Origin of the sequence: Serratia sp. OLAL2 (genome assembly GCF_002752475.1) — a bacterium.
GTDB classification, from domain to species: domain Bacteria; phylum Pseudomonadota; class Gammaproteobacteria; order Enterobacterales; family Enterobacteriaceae; genus Serratia; species Serratia bockelmannii.
The window spans coordinates 684,756-704,624 of sequence record NZ_MSTL01000019.1 but is presented as its reverse complement, the minus strand read 5'-3'; the positions used below and the strand labels follow the sequence as shown (position 1 = coordinate 704,624).

Here is a 19,869-nt window from a genome sequence, read left to right as displayed (position 1 = left end):
GGCCGACACTCCTCGAGAGCCAAATACACCGCCTGCTGCGGATCAGCGCTTCGCGTTTTCGCATCGTGCAGGCCTATAAAGTAAGGAGATAATGAATGGAATTTGACTACATCATTATCGGTGCCGGTTCCGCCGGCAACGTGTTAGCCACCCGATTGACCGAGGACGCCGACGTCAGCGTGCTGCTGCTGGAAGCCGGCGGCCCCGATTACCGGATGGATTTCCGTACTCAGATGCCGGCTGCGCTGGCGTTTCCGCTGCAGGGCCGCCGCTATAACTGGGCGTATGAAACCGATCCTGAGCCGCACATGAACAACCGCCGGATGGAATGCGGCCGCGGCAAAGGGCTGGGCGGTTCGTCCCTGATCAACGGCATGTGTTATATTCGCGGCAACGCGATGGATTTCGACAACTGGGCCAAGGCGCCGGGTCTGGAAGACTGGACCTATCTGGACTGCCTGCCGTATTTCCGCAAGGCGGAAACGCGCGATATCGGCCCGAACGATTACCACGGCGGCGATGGCCCGGTGAGCGTCACCACGCCGAAGGCCGGTAACAACGAACTGTTCCACGCCATGGTGGAAGCCGGCGTGCAGGCGGGCTACCCGCGCACCGACGATCTGAACGGTTACCAGCAGGAAGGCTTCGGCCCGATGGATCGCACCGTGACCCCGAAAGGGCGCCGCGCCAGCACCGCCCGCGGTTATCTGGATCAGGCGCGTTCGCGGCCGAACCTGAAGATCGTCACCCATGCGCTGACCGACCATATCGTGTTCGACGGCAAGCGCGCAGTGGGCGTCAACTATCTGCAGGGCGACAGCAATCAGCTGACCTATGCCAAAGCGCGCCGCGAAGTGCTGCTGTGCGCCGGCGCCATCGCCTCGCCGCAAATTCTGCAGCGTTCGGGCGTCGGCCCGGCGGCGCTGCTGAAAAGCCTGGACATCAACGTGGTGCACGATCTGCCGGGCGTCGGGGAAAACCTGCAGGACCACCTGGAGATGTACCTGCAATACGCCTGCAAGAAACCGGTGTCGCTGTACCCGGCGCTGCAATGGTTTAACCAGCCGAAGATCGGTGCGGAGTGGCTGTTCAACGGCACCGGCGTCGGCGCCAGCAACCAGTTCGAGGCCGGCGGCTTCATCCGCAGCCGCGCAGAGTTCGCCTGGCCGAACATTCAGTATCACTTCCTGCCGGTGGCGATTAACTATAACGGCAGCAACGCGGTGAAAGAGCACGGCTTCCAGGCGCACGTCGGCTCGATGCGTTCGCCGAGCCGCGGCCGGGTGCAGGTGAAATCGAAAGATCCGCGTCAGCACCCGAGCATTCTGTTCAACTACATGGCGACTGAACAGGATTGGCAGGAGTTCCGCGACGCTATCCGCATCACGCGCGAAATCATGGCGCAGCCGGCCCTGGACGAATACCGCGGCCGCGAGATAAGCCCAGGGCCAGAGGTGCAGACCGACGAGCAGCTGGACGCCTTCGTGCGCGAGCACGCCGAAACCGCCTTCCACCCGTCCTGCTCGTGCAAGATGGGCGAGGACGAGATGGCGGTGGTCGACGGCCAGGGCCGGGTGCACGGCATGGAAGGATTGCGGGTGGTGGATGCGTCGATTATGCCGCTGATCATCACCGGCAACCTGAACGCCACCACCATCATGATCGCCGAGAAGATCGCCGATCGCATTCGCCAGCGTGCGCCGCTGCCGCGTAGCACCGCCGACTACTACGTCGCCGGCGATGCGCCGGTGCGCAAGCAGTAACCGACACGCCCTCTCGCCGTTGAGGGGGAGGGCCGCCGTAGCAAGCAACCCCTCTCCATATGCTCTTCCCCAAGGCGAGGGGGCAACTCTCTTTTTATCCCTTATCCCATCATGCCGCCGGCAGCGAGATCGCCTGATCGAAACTGTTGGGCGTCGCCATGCGCCACATGCGGGCGTAGAACTCGCTTTTGATCTCCGGCTGCAGCAGCGCGCCCGGCTCCAGGTAGTAATAGATATCGGCATACACCTTGATCTCGGTCGGCGTGATGCGGCGCAGCATATGGTGCGAGGTCAGCTGCTCCGGGCGGCTGACGCCGGCCGCCGCCAGCATGTCCGCCAGCGCTTTCACCGTATTTTGATGGAAGTGATAGACGCGCTCCGCCTTGTTCGGCACCACCAACGCCTTCTGACGCAGCGGATCTTGCGTCGCGACGCCGGTCGGGCAGTGGTTGGTGTGGCAGCTTTGCGACTGGATGCAGCCGACGGCGAACATAAAGCCGCGCGCCGAGTTCACCCAGTCGGCGCCGAGCACCAGTACGCTGGCGATGTCAAAGGCGCTGATGATCTTGCCGCTGGCGCCAATCTTGATTTGGTCGCGCAGGCCGCAGCCCACCAGCGTGTTATGCACGAACAGCAGCCCTTCGCGCAGCGGCATACCCATATAGTTGGAGAGTTCGAGCGGCGCGGCGCCGGTGCCGCCTTCCTTGCCGTCCACCACGATAAAGTCCGGCAGAATGCGGGTGTGCAGCATCGCCTTGACGATGGCGACGAACTCCCACGGGTGGCCGATGCACAGCTTGAAACCGACCGGTTTGCCGCCTGACAGCTCGCGCAACTGCTGGATGAAATGCATCATTTCCAGCGGGGTGGTGAAGGCGCTGTGCGAAGCCGGCGAGATGCAATCGACGCCTTCCGGCACGCCGCGGGTGGCGGCGATTTCCGCATCCACCTTCTTCGCCGGCAGAATGCCGCCGTGGCCCGGTTTGGCGCCCTGGCTGAGCTTGATTTCAATCATTTTCACCTGCGGGCTTTGCGCCTGTTCGGCAAAGCGGCGCGGATCGAAATGGCCGTCGGCGGTGCGGCAGCCGAAATAGCCGCTGCCCAGCTCCCACACCAGATCGCCGTTGTTTTCGCGGTGATAGCGGCTGATGCTGCCCTCGCCGGTGTCGTGGTAGAAGTTGCCTTTGGCCGCGCCGAGGTTGAGCGCGCGGATGGCGTTGGCGGAGAGCGCGCCGAAGCTCATCGCCGAAATGTTGAAGATTGACGCGGAGTAGGGCTGGCGGCAGTCGGCGCCGCCGATGGTGACGCGAAAACTGGTCGGATCGGCGGCTTCCACCGGCCGCATGGAATGGCCGATGCACTCATAGCCGGTTTGGTACACATCCAGCAGGGTGCCGAACGGCTTGTCGCCCATCTCGTTTTTCGCTCGGCGATACACCAGCGTGCGCTGGGTGCGCGAAAACGGGATTTCTTCATTGTCCTGCTCGAGGAAATACTGGCGCAGTTCCGGGCGGATGAACTCGAAGAAGAAGCGCAAGCGGCCGATGATCGGGTAGTTGCGGCAAATGGCGTGGCGTTGCTGCGTGAGATCGTAGATACCCAGCACCATCAGGCAACCGCAGGCCAGGGCCGGCAGCCAGAACCACGGATGATTGTGCATCATGATCAAGAAAACCAGGGTGAGCAAGATGCTCAGCACAAAGCAGGTATAGCGGCTGAATAAGGACGACTTCATAACATCTCCTGATGTTTATTTTAATCCACACGACATGACTCACGGATAATCCGTGTGCAAATCGTAACCAACAGGAGGGGATGTTGTGTGTCTGTTGCTGCTTTGTCGCCAGTTGTTACATTAATTTAACGTGACGGAAGGGGGGGCGGGTTGCCGCGCGGCGAACCGCGCAACAAGCCTGGGTATTTATTTGCCTGCGACGAAGATGGTGCTCATGCTGCGCAGCCGCAGTTTTTTCATCGCGCTGTATTTCTGCGAGAAGATGGTTTTCGGGTGCGTGCCGCGCTTTTCCGCAATGTGCAGCAGGCTGTCGCCACGCAGCAGGTTGAAGATCACGTCGCTTTCCGCCGGACTGAGCTCGCGGGTTTTCTGCACCCGGATACCGCCCGGTTCCTTGCTTTCCAGCAGCCGCTGGATTTTTTCCTGCAGCGAATAAAGCGGAATGCGGGTGGAGACCAACTCGACGGAAATCCCCAGGATCGACAACAGTTTCACTACCCGCTCGTCGTCATAAAACACCAGCAGGCGCGTCTTGCTGTTGTACTGCTGATGCAGGGACACCAGGCTTTCGATCACGTTGACGCTCTGTTCCAGGTTTTGCGAGGTGAAAATCAGCGCAATATCGTGCTTGGTGATCTTCTCTGCTTTGGCGCCGCCGTGCATGAAATCGGAAAACAGGCGGATATCGTACGCGCCGTAGTGTTTCTTTAGCAGCACCGACAGGCCAACATAGCTGTACTTACACTCACTAATCACAAGAACGTTGTTTTTAGACATAGGGCAAACACCAATACCGAGTTAAAAGTATTCAGCTGTAAGAAGCGAGTTCAAATCCTTGATGCTGGATTCCTTCCACAGCTTTCCCTGCAGTGCGTAATATGGCATTTCATCCAGCCATTTCTTGTGTTCGGGAGTTTCAACTCCTTCGATAATTACCTTGTAATGATTAAGGTAAAAAAAGCGCAGTAACGCGCGCATCAAGCCCTCGCCGCCGGACTTTTTCATGAAGTCCCAAAGCAGAAAACGGTCGAGCTTAACGAAGCGGAACTGGCTGTTGTACAACGCGGAAAAACCCGCATAGCCAGAACCAAAATCATCGAGCCAAAATGAATAACTATTCAATGACGGATCGCCGTGCACGCGATCTTTCACCAGCCGGGTTGAATTCTCGCTGATCTCAAAATGAATACAGCGCAGGGCATTAATTCTTTCGGCAAAGTGAGTATTCGCCAGCGATTGCAGGGAATAATCGTCAACATTCAAAGTGGCTATCACTTGGTTTTCATGAAACCAGTGTTTGTATTTATCGATCAGATTGATCTGATCCATCAAAATCTCAATCCGGGTGGCGCTGTCGGCGTGACGAAAGAACTGTTCAGGAGAAAAATGGGCGTATTCGCTATTAAACGTAAAGCGAGACAGGCATTCAACGGCCAGCAATTGTCCCGATTTCGCGAACATTGGCTGAAAAACATAATTAATGCCGTTATTTTTCTCTCTGAAAGAACCGCTCATTTCCCAATCCTTGGATTGATATTTAACTTGTTGATTTTAAATGCTTAAAAAGAAAGTTACTCCAAGTTTATTGGTAAATTTCTTATTTAAAACGTCAGGATGGCCGAAGCGTGTCGACAGACCATTGAACGCGTAATTCGTGCCAAATTCCAAACGTCGCAATATGTTACTAAATGTAAATATTTGGGATAATATTCTGATTTTCAGGCCTTAATGCAAAATCTTGAACTCTGAAGCTTTCCCAAACACAGATTATTCCTATTCATATGAATCGTCAACATCGATCGATAGGTATCCTCCGATAGTTTATTCCTATCAAGAGGGGCCTTATGAATGTTTTAAACGATTTAACATTAAGAATATGCTTAGTCTATATTTCGTCCGGCAATGGATTCATCGGGCTTCATTCCTGACAAGGAGTAGCATCGCTGAATGTACTTTATAAGCGTATTAATTCATCGAGAGTCTAAATATGAAAATCTCTAAACTGTCTGCTGTATTGGCATTGGCTGTAAGCACTGCTGCTATTTCTTCTTTCTCTGCTCAAGCTGCTGACGGGACTATTACTTTCAACGGTAAAGTGACTGACCAAACTTGTACTATCAGCACCCCAGGCGGTAAAGATTTCACCGTAACTCTGCCAACTGTTTCTGCTTCTACTCTGGCAACTCAGAGCGCAACTGCTGGCCGTACTCCGTTCGCGATCAACCTGACCAAATGCTCTAAAGGCCAGGTAGCTACTTATTTCGAACCGGGCGCTACTGTTGATTTCAATACTGGCCGTCTGAACAACCAGGCGCAGACTGATGCTGCAACTAACGTGCAGATCCAGCTTCTGGGCAGCAACAACCAATTCCTGCCTATCCTGGCTGCTGGTGCTAATGGTGCGCAGAATAACTCCCAGTGGGTTACCGTTGCTAACGAAGGCGACTCTGCTGACCTGAACTACTACGCTGAATATTACGCTACCAACGCTGCCGGCGCTGGTGATGTGACTTCTAGCGTTCAGTACACCATCATTTACCAGTAAGTAATATTTCTTTAAGTAATATTCTTATTCGGGTGGGGGAATTATGCCCCCACCGTTTTCCCTTACCGTAGCGATAAGATAATGAAGAACTCATTTAAAAAATACAGCATATTGCTGAGCGCCATGCTTTTCAGTAGCAGCGTTTTTTCCAGTGTCATTATTAACGGTACTCGTATTATTTATCCGGGAAAGCAACGGGAAGTTACCGTCCAATTATCAAATAATGGTGCTTCACCGGCACTTATTCAGTCTTGGATTGATGAAGGCGACGCAAAAACCACACCAGAAAACAGCAAAGCGCCATTTATCGTTTCACCGCCAATCAGCCGTGTTGAACCGGCTACCGGCCAAGCGCTGCGCGTTTCATTGACCACGGCGAGTTTGCCGCAAGACAAAGAATCCTTGTTTTGGTTGAACGTACTGGAGATCCCGCCAGCACCAACCGGGGCAAACAATGGCGCACCTGAAAACTTTTTACAGGTGGCATTCCGTACCCGCGTAAAACTGCTGTATCGGCCGACCGGTCTGGCGGGAGAAGCGAATGATGCGCCGGAAAAACTGCAGTGGAGCTTCAGCGCTGGGGGCGTCAGCGTGAAAAACCCAACGCCGTACTATGTGTCATTTACCGAGATTAATGCTGTCGTGAACCAAAAACGTGTGCCGTTGGCCCCGCACGGCGACATGCTGGCACCCGGACAGGAAAAGACATTGTCGTTCTCCGGCGACAGCGCGCGCATTGCTGACATTGCCTACACCACTATTAATGATTTTGGCGGACGCGTGTCCCGTACTAAGAATAAGCAAAAGTAACTCTTGGAACAGAGCCTCAGGCCCAGAGCAATTTATTTCAGAGGGCGAGCTTAATTTGGTAAAGGAATGCTTTATATGAAAGAGTTACCTATCTCTGCAGCTGTTAAAATGGCGCTGTCCAATTATAAATCGATTCTGCTGTTAACCGGTAGCGCGCTCTGTCTGGCGGCCCCTGCGACGTCTTGGGCGGAGGGGGTTGCCGATAGCAAAAAGCCGGCAGCACCGGTTGAAGCGACTTTTAACAGCAGCTTCCTGATTGGGGAAGCGCAGGGCGTGGATCTTTCACGCTTCCGTGATGGTAACCCGATCTTGGCGGGAAAATATTCGCTCGACGTGTATGTGAACGGCGAGTGGAAAGGCAAAAAAAGTATCGACTTTAAAAACGTGCCGGGGAAAAACAGCGCCGATACCTGTTTTAGCTTACTGTCGTTGGATGAGTTCGGTGTGGATACCGCCACAATGAGCGGGGATCCTGCCGTTAATACCGAGACGTGCAAAACGCTGACTCAATGGGTACCGGAAGCCTATTACCGCTTGGACACCAGTACGCTGCGCATGGATATCAGCATCCCTCAGGCGGCGCTGCGCCGCAGCGCTCGCGGTTATGTCGATCCGCGCTTCTGGGATCGCGGTATTACCGCCGGCAGCCTGTCGTATAATTTCAATGCGTTCAATACCCACAGCTCTGCCAACGGCAGCAACTCCGATTCAACTAATGCATATTTAACGTTGAATGCCGGGTTAAACGTGGCGGGTTGGCAGCTGCGTCACGATTCCAACGTGAACTGGCGTTCTAACGACAGCACCCATTGGCAAAACACCGCGACTTACGCGCAGCGGGCAATGCCGTCTATCCGCGGCATGCTGACGTTGGGCGACAGTTACACCAGCGGTGATTTCTTCAACTCCATCGGTTTTCGCGGCGTGCAGATCGCCACGGACGATCGCATGCTGCCTGATTCATTGAACGGGTATGCGCCGGTTGTGCGTGGGGTCGCGCAAAGCAACGCCCTGGTGGAAGTACGTCAGAATAACCAGCTGATCTACCAAACTACCGTCGCTCCGGGCGAGTTCATCATCAACGATCTCTACCCTACGGGTTACGGCGGCGATCTGAATGTCACCATTAACGAGGCCGACGGCAGCAAACGCCAGTTCAGCGTTCCCTATGCTTCGGTAGCGCAGATGCTTCGTCCAGGTATTCAGCGTTATGCCATCACTGCGGGTCGAGTACGCGATGATAATTTAAGCAAGGAACCCGACATGTTCCAGGCGACTTATCAGCGCGGTTTTACCAACATTCTTACGGGATACACAGGCGGGATCGTCAGCGATGGCTATGGTGCAGTGCTGGTGGGCAGCGCGGTCGCGACACCGGTTGGCGCATTTGCGCTGGACGTCACGCAGTCCAATACCCGCTTGAAGCAGGGCGACCAATCAGGCCAGAGCTATAAGCTCAGCTATAGCAAGTTGATGACCGAAACCAACACCAACTTCACGATCGCTGCTTATCGCTATTCGACTTCCGGCTACCTCTCTTTGCAGGATGCCGTCTACTCCCGTGACAATGAGCGCAAGGGTTTAAGCGCAGATGCGGTTAACCGCCAGCGTAGCGAATACCAGCTGACGCTGAACCAAGGGCTGGGCGACAATTATGGTTCCTTGTACATCACCGGTTCGGTACGCGACTACTGGAACCGTGGCGGGAGCACCAAGCAGTACCAGGTGGGCTATAACAACTATTATGGTCGCGTGACCTATGGCCTTTCCGCCATGCGCACCTCGGATATGTATAACCGAGATGAGACTCGTTATTACCTGACACTGTCGATTCCATTCAGCGTCGGTTCGCAAACCCTGAGCCTGAACAGTTCACTGGGCTACACCGACAACGGTTACGACAGCAGCCGTGTTGGCATGAATGGTTCAACCGGCGAAGACAACAACATCAGCTATAGCGCTACGTTAGCCAACGATCGTTCAGGCGGCACCAACAGCAGCGTGAGCGGTGAATACCGTAGCCGTTTCGCCACGATGAACGGGTCCTACAGCTATGGTAAAGATTACCGTCAGTCGTCGATCGGTGCATCGGGCAGCGTGGTTGCCCATAGCGGCGGCGTCACGCTGACACCGCAACGCGGACAGACCATGGTGCTGGTGGAAGCGCCAGACGCCGCTGGCGCGATTGTGACCAACTCGCCAGGCGTTCGTATCGATGACAACGGTTATGCTGTGGTTCCTTATGTTGCACCATATCGCATGACGAGCGTAACGCTCGATCCGAGCGGCATGTCACGCGATGTTGAATTGGAAAGCAGCAGCCAACAGGTTGCGCCATATGCCGGCGCGGTTGCCCGGTTGGAATTCAAAACAACGAAAGGCCAGGCATTGATCATTCATGCGCTCGGCCCTGATGGCAACGCGCTGCCGTTTGGCGCTGAAGTGCTGGATACCCGTAATCAGGTGGTCGGCATTGTTGGGCAGGGCAGTCGCATCTACTTGCGTACCGAAGCTAAGAAAGGTTTGTTGCAGATTAAGTGGGGCACACAGCCAACGCAGCAGTGCTCTGTCAGCTATAGCGCCAAGGCGCAAAGCAATAATCCTGACTACGAAATTATTGAAGCGAGTTGCAAATGATAAAGTTTACGCGTGTTCCACCGCTGAATAAAGCGCCAGCGAAATGCCTGATGCTGCTCGGACTGCTGATGGCGGGCGGCCAGAGCGCTTACGCCGCCTGTTACGTTAATAATGGTTACAAGGCGCAGGTGATCAACATGAAGCTTGGGCGCGTGCTGGTTACGCCAAGCAGCCAGGTTGGAGACACCTTGGTCACCGGTCAGTTCGCGATTAACCCGGTCTCCGGTTATGGCCGTTGTTATAACGGCGGTAGCGCGATTGGGCAGATCCTCCAGGGCAGCCGGACGAGCTTCAGCAATGTATGGAGCACCAATATTCCAGGTATCGGGATTCGTTTATACCGTGAAGCGGGGACAATAAGTACTTATTATCCCCACACGTTGGCATTACGGGGTAATACAACCGTCAACCTGAATGGCGGTTACTTTAAGATCGACATTGTGAAAACCGCCGCGCAAACCGGCACCGGCCAACTGGTCCCAGGCAAGTACACGACTTACTATATGGATGGTTCCGGTCAGGGATTGCCGATGCTGGAATCGATCGTCGATGCCAACAGCCTGACGATCGTGACGTCGACTTGCAACGTGGACAGCGGTTCCAAGAACAAGGTGGTTAATCTGGATACTGTCACTGCAGCCTCGTTTGGCGGCGTAGGTTCAACGCAGGGTGAAAAAGCATTTGATATCAATATCAATTGCGTTGGCGGCGTTGGTGAGGATCTGTTGCCAGGCAGTGCGGGACAAGGGATCGTCAATGTGCGTTTTGACTATACGCAGGATGCTTCCAATGCACCTGGGGTGATCAAATCCGAGCCTGGCGCCAACACAGCATCCGGTGTTGCCGTCCAGCTGTTGACCGGCAATACGACCCAGCCGATCAAAAATGGCGATGCGGTCAATGCCGGACGTACCATTCCCAACCAGGCCAATACCTTAACGCTGCCGCTGAAGGCACGCTACTATCGCACCGGTTCGACGATTAAAGGCGGCAATATCAAGTCGACCGCCACCTTTACCATCGAGTACAACTAAGTCGCGTTCCGACGAAAAAGCCAATGGGTTTTATCCATTGGCTTTTTTGCGTTATCGATTAACGCAGCCCCATCCAGCTGGTGCAAACGCCTTCCGGCGGTTTGCCGGCGTACCAGCGTGGCAGCGTGGGGGCATCATGGTGCGATTCAGCCTGCGCCTCTATCGGCTGTGCCGGCCACTCCGCAACATCCCAGCGGGTGGTACGGCGATACACCGCCGGGGTTTTACCGAACTGTTTCTTGAAGGCGCGTGAGAACGAAGGCTGAGAATCGAAATGGTATTGCAGGGCGATATCCAGGATCGGACGCGGGGTGGAGCGCAGCGCCTGCGCCGCCTGCGACAGGCGCCGCTCGCGGATATAGCTGCCGAGCGCGTGGCCGGTGGTGCTGCGGAACATGCGCTGCAGGTGCCATTTGGAGTAGCCCGACTTGGCGGCGACGTTATCCAGCAGCAGCGGTTGGTCCAGATGAGTTTCAATCCAGTCTAGTAAATCGTGAATGATATTGACGCGATCCATGGTTTTAGTTCTCCCGCAAAAACGACATTCAGGTCACAGTGACTTAGCTTAATTATCCAAGAATATGCTTTGATAATAGGCGTGAGTGCGCCGTTACGCAAGGGTAAACCGGGGGTAAAAAGGTGGCCAAAAATGCTCTTTGAACGGCAGGGGGATAAAAGAAAGGCCGCATAAAGCGGCCTTATCAGTAGGAAGCGATGGAAAATCAGTTAGTTTCCGGTTTCACTTCAATGTAGTTCAGACCCAGCACGCTGCTGGTGTAACCGCGGATCTTGTTGGTCATCTCGATATCGCCGTTCAGCTTGTGGCCGTAAGACGGGATGATCTCTTTCAGCTTGCTCTGCCATTCCGGCGTCGCCACTTTGTCTTTGAACACGGTTTCCATCAGATGCAGCATGATCGGCGCAGCGGTAGAAGCGCCCGGCGAAGCACCCAGCAGAGCGGCGATGCTGCCGTCTTCAGAGCTGACGACTTCGGTGCCGAACTGCAGCACGCCGCCTTTATCCGCGTCTTTCTTGATGATCTGTACGCGCTGGCCTGCGGTCCACAGCTTCCAGTCTGCCTGCTTGGCGTCCGGGAAGTACTCTTTCAACGCGGCGAAGCGATCGTCGTCGTTCATCATCAGCTGGCCGACCAGGTATTTCACCAGATCGAAGTTATCCAGACCGACGTGGGTCATCGGCATCAGGTTCGAGGTGCTCAGCGAGTGCATCAGATCGAACAGCGAACCGTTCTTCAGGAACTTGCTGGAGAAGGTGGCGAACGGCCCAAACAGCAGCACGCGCTTGCCGTCCAGCATGCGGGTATCCAGGTGCGGCACGGACATCGGCGGCGAACCTACGCTGGCCAGGCCATACACTTTGGCCAGGTGCTGGTTGGCGATCTCCGGATTGGTGGTGACCAGGAACTGGCCGCCGACCGGGAAGCCGCCGTAGCCGTCGGCTTCTGGGATGCCGGATTTCTGCAGCAGGGTCAGGGACGCGCCGCCTGCGCCGATGAACACGAACTTGGCGTTAACGGTGGTTTCTTTACCGTCGCGGTTCAGATCGGCAACGGTCACGCTCCAGGTTTGGTCGGCGTTGCGCTTAATGTCGCGCACTTCGTGGCTCAGGTTCAGCTTGAACTTGTCGCTGGCGCTCAGCGCGTCAACCAACTGGTGGGTGATCACGCCGAAGTTGACGTCGGTACCCAGCGGCATGCGGGTCGCGGCGATTTTCTGCGCCGGATCGCGGCCGTTCATCACCAGCGGCGCCCACTGCTTGATTTGCGCAGGGTCTTCGGAATATTCCATGCCGCGGAACAGGGTGCTGTGCTGCAGCGCCGCGTAGCGTTTACGCAGGAAGTTGACGTTGTCGTCACCCCACACGAAGCTCATGTGCGGCACGCTGTTAATGAAGGATTTCGGATCTTTCAGGACAGCGTTTTTCACCTGATAAGACCAGAATTGGCGAGAGATTTCGAAAGACTCGTTGACCTTCACCGCCTTGCTGATGTCGATGGTGCCATCGGCTTTTTCCGGCGTGTAGTTCATTTCGCTAAAGGCGGAGTGGCCGGTACCGGCGTTGTTCCAGCCGTTGGAGCTCTCTTCCGCCACGCCGTTCATGCGCTCGTACATGTCGATGGTCCAGGTCGGCTCCAGCTCATGCAGATAGGTACCCAAAGTGGCGCTCATGATGCCGCCGCCGATCAACACCACGTCGACGGTTTTATTCTTCTCTTCAGCCGCCGCCTGCTGCGTAACGCTAAACAGGCTGAGACTGAAAATCAGGACGAGTAATTTTCTCATTGAATTAAATCTCTTGTGTGTAAATTCTACTCATTGCAGGTGAAAGAATTTAGCGGGAGTTACCCTGGAAAATAATGAAGCCGACCGCCCGGCGTGAGCCGATAGGCAGCGATAATGCCTTTTTGTTAATAGGGTATTTAACGAAAAGTGAACTATTGCAGGCCGTCCGGATGCAAATTGATCGGTTCACGTTACTGGCGGGGTATTATTGTTTGCGAGAATGTTAAAAACTACTTTTGTAACTAAAAAAAATGAATATAAGCAAAAATAGGGCGGTTGCTGTCGCAGGAATAAACAGAGAGGGAAGAAAGGCTGTATAACCGCGTTATTTTAAGGGGTTAATTGTCACGCAATTAAACGTTATTTCGTTATCACACAATAATTGCGGTTAAATTGCAAATACCTATCGGTAACCAATCATAAATGGCCGCCGTTGCGAGCGGCCATCGTTCAGCTGGCGGTTACTTGATGCCCATCGCATCGCGCATGGTGAAGAACAGATCGGTCTGATCGGTCAATCCCACCACGTTGGCGGCGTGCGGGCCGTAGGCCGCGACGCGCAACTGAGTGCCGGTATGCCCCTGCGACTCTTCTTCCGAGTTGCCGTAGCTGAGGGTCATCGGTGCGCCGTCTTTGGTGGTCAGTATCTGGGTCAGGCCCGGCGCTTTGGCGTCGGCGGCGACGATCTGGCTGGAGTGCGCGTGGTCGGCGGTGACGATCACCAGCGTGTTGCCGTCGGCGCGCGCGAAGGCCAGCGCTTTTTGCACCGCTTCGTCCAGATCGACGGTTTCACCAATCTGCCCGCACGGGTTGGCGGCGTGATCTTGCTTATCGATCGACGCCCCCTCGACCTGCAGGAAGAAACCGTTCGGGTTGTCTTTCAGCAGCGCGATCGCTTTGTCGGTCATCGCCGCCAGCGTTGGCGTGGCTGCGGTGCGCGCCGGGTTGTTTTCACAGGTTACCGCCGGCTTGTCGAGGTTGCCGTGATAGCTGGCTTTCGGCCCCAGCCAGCGCACCGGCATGTTGCCGTCGGCGAACAGGCCCAGCAGCGGTTTTTGCTGATTGGCCAGGGTAACGGCCTGCAGTTCATCTGCGTTGCTCACCCACTGATAACCCTGTGCCGCCGCCTGGTCCTTCAGCGATTTTCCTTGCCATTCGCCGCTTTTCGCCAGCTGGTTGAAGGACTTCGCACCGCCTCCCAGCGTGACGTCGGCACGGGTTTTCAGCAGTTGCTCGGTGATCGAGCCGCGGCCGCCGTTTTCCAGCGCGTTAGCGGCACATTTCTCGCTGGTTTCTTCCGGGCCGTAGCATTTGCGAGGTGACGTGCGACACCAGCGCCGCCGGCGTGGCGTCCTGCAGTTCGGCGGTGGAGACGTTGCCGGTGGCCTTGCCGGCCGCCTTGGCGATCTCCAGCAGCGTTGGCTGGTCTTTACCGTTCACGTCCACGCCGAGCGCACCGTTATAGGTTTTCACCCCGGTGGCCCAGGCGGTGGCCGAGGCGGCGGAGTCGGTCACGTAATCCGGCTTGTGGGTTTTCTTGTCCAGCGAGTAGTGGGTGTATTGCCCGGTCAGCGGCAGGGCGTCGATGCCCTTGAAGTAACCGCCTGCGCCTTCAGCGTAGTTGCGCGCGGCGGTGATCTCGGAATCCCCCATGCCGTCGCCGATCAGCAGGATCACGTTTTTCACCGTTTTGTCCGACAGCGACGCCTTCAGCGCGGCGGTCTGATCGCCGGCCAGGCGACGGGCGCCGCCCGGCTCGGTGAGGGTACCGCGCGCGGCGCGCTCGGTCAGGCCATCGGCATTGGCCGAGGTTTCCGCCGCGATGGTGGAGGAACAGAGCAGGGCGGACAGCACGGCGCCGGCGATCAGGGATACAGCAGGTTGCATGGGTAAGCTCCTTGTCGTAATACAACAATGTAAATAACATCAAATTGTTACGAAAGGAGAGTAGAGCAGGGGGATGACAATTTTATGACAATGAAAGACGGGACGGTCCGATGGCCATCCCGTGTGACGATCAGGCCGCGCGCGCCGGGATAGCGAGCCCACGCTGCACCGCCGGCCGCGCTAAACCGCGCTCCAGCCACTGCGCGACGCGCGGGAAGCTGTCGAACTCCACCAGATCGCGCGCCTCATAGAAGCCGATCAGGTTACGCACCCAGCCCAGCAGCGAGATATCGGCGATGGTGTAGTCTGCGCCCATGATCCAGTCACGGCCCTCCAGGCGCGTTTCCAACACACCAAGCAGGCGTTTCGATTCGTTTTTGTAACGCTCCAGCGGCCGCTTGTCTTCATATTCGCGCCCGGCGAATTTATGGAAGAAACCGAGCTGGCCGAACATCGGGCCGACGGCGGCCATCTGGAAGAACACCCACTGAATGGTTTCATAACGCTGGGCTGGATCCTGCGGCAGGAAGCGGCCGCTCTTTTCCGCCAGGTAGAGCAGAATGGCGCCGGATTCGAACAGCGGCAGCGGCCGGCCGCCGGGGCCGTCGGGATCGATGATCGCCGGGATCTTGCCGTTCGGATTCAGCGCCAGGAATTCCGGCATCCAGGTTTCGTTGTTGCCGATGTCGATTAGGTGCGCTTCATAAGGCAGGCCGATCTCTTCCAGCATGATGGAGACTTTGACGCCGTTCGGCGTCGGCAGAGAGTAGAGCTGCAGCCATTCCGGATGCTGAGCCGGCCAGCGTTTGACGATCGGGAATTGGGTGGAATCGAGCATGGAAACTCCTCGGGTTGGCGGGGTCGCTTAAGCGTACCCCTAGAGTATTGCAGTAAAACTACCCTGTCGCCGGGTTACACCGTGAGGTCAAAATGTGCGGCCAGCGCTTTTTTACCGGCGGGGGTCAGCTGCAGCTCGCGGCTGTCGAGCCGGCGAAGGATCCAGCCGCGTTGGATAAAGGCGGCCAACAGCGCGGCGCCCAGCGCGCCGCCGAGGTGAGATCGGCGCTCGCTCCAGTCCAGACAGCCGCAGGCGAAACGGCGGCGAGTGGGGGCGGGAGAGCAATCGACGCCCAGCCGCGTCAGCGCGGCCTGACCGGCGTCGCTTAATCGGTAGTCTTCCTCACCGGCCAGCCAGTTCAGCGCATGCAGCCGATCGTGCAGCTTCACCGCTACCTCGCCCGCCATATGGTCGTAGCAGGTGCGAGCATATTGCAGCGTGGTGGGCGTGCTGCTTTTCACCGACGGGCGCGGTACGCCCGCCAGCGCCATCAGGCCTTCCAGCGCGTCGGCCACCGGCTGACCGGCCAGCCGGAAATAGCGATAGCGCCCCTGTTTGACGCAGGCGATCAGCCGCTGCTCCAGCAGTTTCGCCAGATGCGCGCTGGCGGTGGACGGGGCGACCTCGACCGCCGCGCTGAGCTCGGTGGCGGTGTAGGCGCGCCCGTCCATCAACAGGCACAGCATGCGCGCCCGGGTGCGGTCGGCGATGGCGGCGCTCAGCGCCGCTAAACGATCTTCAATGTCGATGTTATGCATACTTCGAGGTTAGACGAAGTATGACTGCGCGTCCATCGCTAACCTGTGGTTATCGCACTCTGGTGCAGTGCGTCTGCGTTCGCTGGATATTGATGAGCGGGCGTTGGAATCGGTGCGGTGGCGCCATTCTTACCATGCGCGCGTACCGGAATTTTACCGTGAGAGGAGACGATAATGATCGCCGTGATTTTTGAACTGCAGGCCGCTGATGGGCAGCGTGATACCTATCTGGCGCTGGCGGCGGAGCTGAAGCCGCTGCTGGCGCAGATCGACGGATTCATTTCCATCGAGCGCTTTCAAAGCCTGGCCGATCCTGCGCGCCTGCTGTCGCTCTCCTTCTGGCGCGACGAGGCGGCGGTGCAGCAGTGGCGCAATCTCGAGCAGCATCGCGCGGCACAGGCGCGCGGCCGTGGCGAGGTGCTGGCGCAGTACCGGCTGCGGGTGGCGGAGGTGGTGCGGGATTACGGGCTGGAGAGACGCGACCAGGCGCCGCAGGATAGCCGTTGCTATCACCGCACCTGAAAAAAGCCCGCTGACGGCGGGCTTTCACCCGTTTATTTCGCTTCGCTGCCCACCTTCATCGCCCCGGCGTAGCGGGCGCCCATTCCCCAGGCGGCGCCGTGGTCGCGGGCGATCTGCAATACGCCCCCCGCCGTGGCCTTGCGGCTCCAGTCCTGCTGCCATTCCAGCATCAACGCCACCCAGTTGATAGGGGTGGCGCCTGCTTGTACCAGGCGCTGCATGGCGTTGTTTTGACTATCTGGCGTAATGTCGCCGGTGACGTCCGACAATATGTAGACCTCATACCCCTCGCCCAGAGCGGACAGCGCCGGCAGCATCACGCAGCTGGCGGTCCACAGCCCGCCGATGATGATTTTCTTGCGGCCGGATTGTTTGATCAGATCCACCACGCGCCGATCCTGCCAGACGTTGATGGCGGTGCGATCGTACACCTGCAGATCCGGGCGTGCCTGCGTCACCTGCTGGAATACCGGCCCGGCGAAGCTTTTGGCGTTGGCCGAGGCCAGAATGGTCGGCACGTTGAACACCTTGGCGGCCTTGGCGATGCCGGCGGCGTTATTCACCAGGTTGGTTTGATCGATAGAGGAAATGGTCATGCCGAACATGTCCTGCAGATCGACCAGCAGCAACAGGCTGTTGTCGGCGGTCAGCGGTTGCACATAACCCGCCTGGCGGCTATCGGCGGCGGGGGATTGCGCCAGCGCGGCGACGGGGGCGGTGGCGGCGCTCAGGCCGAGCATCAGGGCGATTAGGGTCTTTTTCATTATTAACTCCATGATTATCAGTAGATTAAATTCACGTCCCACTCAGGGAAGCGGTTGAATGAAGTCTACTGATATTTATTTGGTTAATAATCTATGGTTTATTGAATTAATAATTAACCTGAAGGACGTAATATGGACGTGCTACTGACGATGCGCGCCTTTCGCCGCGTGGTTGAGCGCAACAGTTTCTATAAGGCGGCGGAGGATCTGGCGATCACGCCGGCGGCATTGAGCAAGCAGATTAAGCAGTTGGAAAGTCGGTTGGGGACGCTGTTGCTGGTGCGCACCACCCGCAGCATGAGCCTGACCGAAGCCGGGCAGCTCTATTACCAGGAAGCCTGCCGGTTGCTTGGCGAGTTCGACGCGCTGGAGCAGACGGTTGCCGCCAGCGCGCAGCAGGTCTCCGGCACGCTGCGGGTCAATGCGCCGCTCTCGTTCGGCCTGACGGTGCTGTCGCCGCTGCTGCCGCCGTTTATGCAACGTTATCCGCAGCTGCAGGTGGAACTGACGCTGGACGACAGGGTATTGGACGTGGTGGCGGCCGGTTTCGATATTTCCTTGCGCATTCGCCGACGACTGCCGGATTCTTCCCTCAGCGCCCGGGCGCTGGGTGACGTGCACCAGCGAATTTGCGCCGCGCCCGGCTATTTGGCGCAGCACGGCGTGCCGCAAACGCCCAATGAATTGCCGCGGCACAGCTGTCTGGCCTATTCCCTGGCGGAAAAACCGGGGCAGTGGCAGTTCACCGCCGGCGAGGAGAGCCTGAGCGTGACGTTCACTCCCCGGCTGATCGCCAACAACAGCCTGATGCTGCGGGATATGCTGGTGGCGGGACTGGGCATCGGTTCGCTGCCGTCGTTTGTGGCGGATCCCGAGATTGCTGCCGGCAGACTGGTGCAGCTGTTCCCTGAACAGATTGCCGACGTGCATCAGGTCTTCGCGGTTTACCCGACGCGCCGGCATGTGCAGCAGAAAGTGAGTTTATTCACCGAGTTTGTGCGAGAACAGGGATTGATGACGGCGAATTGACAACGGTGCACGGTTGTCATATTCATTAGCTATGAAAAAATCCTACCGCCCATTCGCGCAAATTATTATCACCCTTCTCCAGAGGGTGGGATAGCGCGTGTGTCGCCAATAAAAACCCGCCGGCAGGCGGGTTTTTTTATCCCCTTCCGGCAACGACCGGAGAACGTCATGCAAACCTACCCTGCAGTTTTACACCTGATGTGCGGCAAGGCCGGCGCAGGCAAATCGACGCTGGCGCAGAGTTTGGCGCAGCAACCGCAAACGCTGTTGCTGAGCGAAGATGCGTGGCTGGCGACGCTGTATGAACAGGAGATGGCCAGTCTGCAAGACTACGCGCGCTGTTCCGACCGGTTGCGGCGGGCGCTGGGCGGGCACCTCGTTCAGCTGCTGCGCGGCGGTTGGTCCGTGGCGCTCGATTTTCCGATGAATACGCCGGACAGGCGGCGCTGGGCCAAAGCCTTGGCGGAGGAGGCCGGCGTCGCACACTGCCTGCACTTTCTCGATGTCAGCCATGCGCAGTGCCTGAGCCGGATAACGCTGAGAAATGCGCGCGGCGAGCACCCGTTTGCCCTGAGCGAAGCGGAGTTTGAGCGCCTGGCGCAGTACTTTGTTCCCCCGGCGGAAGAGGAAGGGATGACCGTCTTGCGTTATGGCGAACGGGACTGAAAACCGGCGCCATGACGGCGCCGGCAACAGGGTTAGGCCTCGGCGTTAAACGCGTTGTGGAAGGTGACCTCCGCGCACGGCAGCGCGCCCTGGAAGGCGATGGCGCGGAAGTAGTCTTGCGGCACGCCCGGCAGGGCCAGCGCGCACTGCGCCTGGAAGCCGAAACGGCCGTAATAGTTCGGATCGCCCAGCACTACGCAGCCTGCGGCGCCGCGTTCCTGCAGCTCGGCCAGCAGCCGGCGGATCAGCCGGCTACCGATCCCCTGGCTCTGATAGGCCGGCAGCACCGACACCGGCGCCAGCCCGTACCACCCGGCGGCGCCGTTGCTGAGCACGATCGGCGAGACGGACGCGTGCCCGATCGGTGTGCCATTGTGCTCGGCGACCAGCGACAGGGTGAGAGCGCCTGCCGCGCGCAGCGCGCTGACGATAAACTGCTCGGTGTGGCTGCTGTGCTCGGCATGCAGGAACGCGGCGGCGGTCAGGGTGGCGATGGCGCCGACGTCGGCCGGCGTTTCGTGGCGTAACGTGATGTTCATGGTTGTATCCTGATTAAATAAGGCTGTGCCGACCGGGCT

The 19,869-nt window shown here is 57.5% G+C and carries 17 protein-coding genes and 1 pseudogene; 8 read left to right on the top strand and 10 right to left on the bottom strand.

What is annotated here, in order from left to right; translation table 11 throughout:
• Nucleotides 1-95: 95 nt before the first annotated feature.
• The gene (gene betA / locus BVU99_RS20670; protein WP_099816783.1) at nt 96-1,763 is read left to right on the top strand and encodes a choline dehydrogenase; all 1,668 of its coding nucleotides are present in this window, start codon (nt 96-98) and stop codon (nt 1,761-1,763) included.
• A gap of 109 nt (nt 1,764-1,872) precedes the next feature.
• Here the strand turns inward: betA and BVU99_RS20665 are convergent, their stop codons facing one another.
• The 3 genes from BVU99_RS20665 to BVU99_RS20655 all read right to left on the bottom strand — a co-directional run bounded on the left by BVU99_RS20665 (nt 1,873) and on the right by BVU99_RS20655 (nt 5,013).
• A complete protein-coding gene (locus BVU99_RS20665; protein ID WP_099816784.1) occupies nt 1,873-3,498 on the bottom strand; it encodes an FMN-binding glutamate synthase family protein in 1,626 nt (541 codons plus the stop codon).
• A gap of 186 nt (nt 3,499-3,684) precedes the next feature.
• Nucleotides 3,685-4,275 carry a LuxR family transcriptional regulator gene (locus BVU99_RS20660; protein WP_004939094.1) on the bottom strand — a complete coding sequence of 197 codons (591 nt, stop codon included), beginning with the start codon at nt 4,273-4,275 and terminating at the stop codon, nt 3,685-3,687.
• Between the two features lie 21 nt (nt 4,276-4,296).
• Nucleotides 4,297-5,013, bottom strand: coding sequence for an EAL domain-containing protein (locus tag BVU99_RS20655; protein ID WP_016928483.1), 717 nt, complete (start codon nt 5,011-5,013; stop codon nt 4,297-4,299).
• A 472-nt stretch (nt 5,014-5,485) separates the two neighbouring features.
• On the opposite strand from BVU99_RS20655, the gene BVU99_RS20650 reads away from it, so the two are divergent.
• The 4 genes from BVU99_RS20650 (at nt 5,486) to BVU99_RS20635 (ending at nt 10,524) form a co-directional block, all read left to right on the top strand.
• Complete coding sequence (locus BVU99_RS20650; RefSeq protein ID WP_041034152.1) at nt 5,486-6,043, top strand: fimbrial protein; 558 nt, start codon at nt 5,486-5,488, stop codon at nt 6,041-6,043.
• A gap of 81 nt (nt 6,044-6,124) precedes the next feature.
• Nucleotides 6,125-6,853, top strand: coding sequence for a fimbria/pilus periplasmic chaperone (locus BVU99_RS20645; RefSeq protein ID WP_025302114.1), 729 nt, complete (start codon nt 6,125-6,127; stop codon nt 6,851-6,853).
• A gap of 75 nt (nt 6,854-6,928) precedes the next feature.
• Nucleotides 6,929-9,490: a fimbria/pilus outer membrane usher protein gene (locus tag BVU99_RS20640; protein ID WP_025302115.1), complete on the top strand. Its 2,562-nt coding sequence runs from the start codon at nt 6,929-6,931 to the stop codon at nt 9,488-9,490.
• Entirely contained in the window at nt 9,487-10,524 is a 1,038-nt protein-coding gene (locus BVU99_RS20635) for a fimbrial protein (RefSeq protein WP_025302116.1), read from the top strand. Before BVU99_RS20640 ends, BVU99_RS20635 begins: the two co-directional genes overlap by 4 nt.
• Nucleotides 10,525-10,582: 58 nt before the next feature.
• Here the strand turns inward: BVU99_RS20635 and BVU99_RS20630 are convergent, their stop codons facing one another.
• The 5 genes and pseudogenes from BVU99_RS20630 to BVU99_RS20610 form a co-directional block, all read right to left on the bottom strand.
• Nucleotides 10,583-11,041, bottom strand: a complete 459-nt coding sequence (locus tag BVU99_RS20630; RefSeq protein ID WP_025302117.1) for a helix-turn-helix domain-containing protein — start codon at nt 11,039-11,041, stop codon at nt 10,583-10,585.
• Nucleotides 11,042-11,246: 205 nt separating this feature from the next.
• Nucleotides 11,247-12,827 carry a malate dehydrogenase (quinone) gene (gene mqo, locus BVU99_RS20625; RefSeq protein ID WP_049203423.1) on the bottom strand — a complete coding sequence of 527 codons (1,581 nt, stop codon included), beginning with the start codon at nt 12,825-12,827 and terminating at the stop codon, nt 11,247-11,249.
• 461 nt (nt 12,828-13,288) lie between these two features.
• Nucleotides 13,289-14,714 (bottom strand): annotated as a pseudogene (phoA, locus tag BVU99_RS20620) (alkaline phosphatase).
• Between the two features lie 130 nt (nt 14,715-14,844).
• A complete protein-coding gene (locus BVU99_RS20615) occupies nt 14,845-15,552 on the bottom strand; it encodes a glutathione S-transferase N-terminal domain-containing protein (RefSeq protein ID WP_089195678.1) in 708 nt (235 codons plus the stop codon).
• 74 nt (nt 15,553-15,626) lie between these two features.
• Nucleotides 15,627-16,310, bottom strand: a complete 684-nt coding sequence (locus tag BVU99_RS20610) for a metalloregulator ArsR/SmtB family transcription factor (RefSeq protein ID WP_049208883.1) — start codon at nt 16,308-16,310, stop codon at nt 15,627-15,629.
• A 174-nt stretch (nt 16,311-16,484) separates the two neighbouring features.
• Here BVU99_RS20610 and BVU99_RS20605 point away from each other — a divergent pair, with 174 nt between their 5' ends.
• Nucleotides 16,485-16,832 carry an antibiotic biosynthesis monooxygenase gene (locus tag BVU99_RS20605; RefSeq protein WP_025302122.1) on the top strand — a complete coding sequence of 116 codons (348 nt, stop codon included), beginning with the start codon at nt 16,485-16,487 and terminating at the stop codon, nt 16,830-16,832.
• Between the two features lie 32 nt (nt 16,833-16,864).
• On the opposite strand, the gene BVU99_RS20600 is transcribed toward BVU99_RS20605, so the two are convergent.
• A complete protein-coding gene (locus BVU99_RS20600) occupies nt 16,865-17,596 on the bottom strand; it encodes an isochorismatase family protein (protein ID WP_025302123.1) in 732 nt (243 codons plus the stop codon).
• A 132-nt stretch (nt 17,597-17,728) separates the two neighbouring features.
• Between BVU99_RS20600 and BVU99_RS20595 the strand changes: the two genes are divergently transcribed.
• A complete protein-coding gene (locus BVU99_RS20595; RefSeq protein WP_025302124.1) occupies nt 17,729-18,625 on the top strand; it encodes a LysR family transcriptional regulator in 897 nt (298 codons plus the stop codon).
• Nucleotides 18,626-18,793: 168 nt separating this feature from the next.
• Complete coding sequence (locus tag BVU99_RS20590) at nt 18,794-19,291, top strand: ATP-binding protein (protein ID WP_049295266.1); 498 nt, start codon at nt 18,794-18,796, stop codon at nt 19,289-19,291.
• A gap of 32 nt (nt 19,292-19,323) precedes the next feature.
• Here BVU99_RS20590 and BVU99_RS20585 read toward each other — a convergent pair whose 3' ends face one another.
• Complete coding sequence (locus BVU99_RS20585) at nt 19,324-19,830, bottom strand: N-acetyltransferase (protein ID WP_049203428.1); 507 nt, start codon at nt 19,828-19,830, stop codon at nt 19,324-19,326.
• Between the last annotated feature and the right edge of the window lie 39 nt (nt 19,831-19,869).

Excerpts from the sequence above, each read along its gene's own strand:
- BVU99_RS20635 (WP_025302116.1), top strand. The coding sequence starts at position 9,487 with ATGATAAAGTTTACGCGTGTTCCACCGCTGAATAAAGCGCCAGCGAAA.
- BVU99_RS20585 (WP_049203428.1), bottom strand. The coding sequence starts at position 19,830 with ATGAACATCACGTTACGCCACGAAACGCCGGCCGACGTCGGCGCCATC.
- BVU99_RS20615 (WP_089195678.1), bottom strand. The coding sequence starts at position 15,552 with ATGCTCGATTCCACCCAATTCCCGATCGTCAAACGCTGGCCGGCTCAG.
- BVU99_RS20590 (WP_049295266.1), top strand. The coding sequence starts at position 18,794 with ATGCAAACCTACCCTGCAGTTTTACACCTGATGTGCGGCAAGGCCGGC.
- BVU99_RS20655 (WP_016928483.1), bottom strand. The coding sequence starts at position 5,013 with ATGAGCGGTTCTTTCAGAGAGAAAAATAACGGCATTAATTATGTTTTT.
- BVU99_RS20665 (WP_099816784.1), bottom strand. The coding sequence starts at position 3,498 with ATGAAGTCGTCCTTATTCAGCCGCTATACCTGCTTTGTGCTGAGCATC.
- BVU99_RS20610 (WP_049208883.1), bottom strand. The coding sequence starts at position 16,310 with ATGCATAACATCGACATTGAAGATCGTTTAGCGGCGCTGAGCGCCGCC.
- BVU99_RS20645 (WP_025302114.1), top strand. The coding sequence starts at position 6,125 with ATGAAGAACTCATTTAAAAAATACAGCATATTGCTGAGCGCCATGCTT.
- BVU99_RS20600 (WP_025302123.1), bottom strand. The coding sequence starts at position 17,596 with ATGAAAAAGACCCTAATCGCCCTGATGCTCGGCCTGAGCGCCGCCACC.
- BVU99_RS20630 (WP_025302117.1), bottom strand. The coding sequence starts at position 11,041 with ATGGATCGCGTCAATATCATTCACGATTTACTAGACTGGATTGAAACT.
- BVU99_RS20660 (WP_004939094.1), bottom strand. The coding sequence starts at position 4,275 with ATGTCTAAAAACAACGTTCTTGTGATTAGTGAGTGTAAGTACAGCTAT.
- betA (WP_099816783.1), top strand. The coding sequence starts at position 96 with ATGGAATTTGACTACATCATTATCGGTGCCGGTTCCGCCGGCAACGTG.
- BVU99_RS20595 (WP_025302124.1), top strand. The coding sequence starts at position 17,729 with ATGGACGTGCTACTGACGATGCGCGCCTTTCGCCGCGTGGTTGAGCGC.
- BVU99_RS20640 (WP_025302115.1), top strand. The coding sequence starts at position 6,929 with ATGAAAGAGTTACCTATCTCTGCAGCTGTTAAAATGGCGCTGTCCAAT.
- BVU99_RS20605 (WP_025302122.1), top strand. The coding sequence starts at position 16,485 with ATGATCGCCGTGATTTTTGAACTGCAGGCCGCTGATGGGCAGCGTGAT.
- BVU99_RS20650 (WP_041034152.1), top strand. The coding sequence starts at position 5,486 with ATGAAAATCTCTAAACTGTCTGCTGTATTGGCATTGGCTGTAAGCACT.
- mqo (WP_049203423.1), bottom strand. The coding sequence starts at position 12,827 with ATGAGAAAATTACTCGTCCTGATTTTCAGTCTCAGCCTGTTTAGCGTT.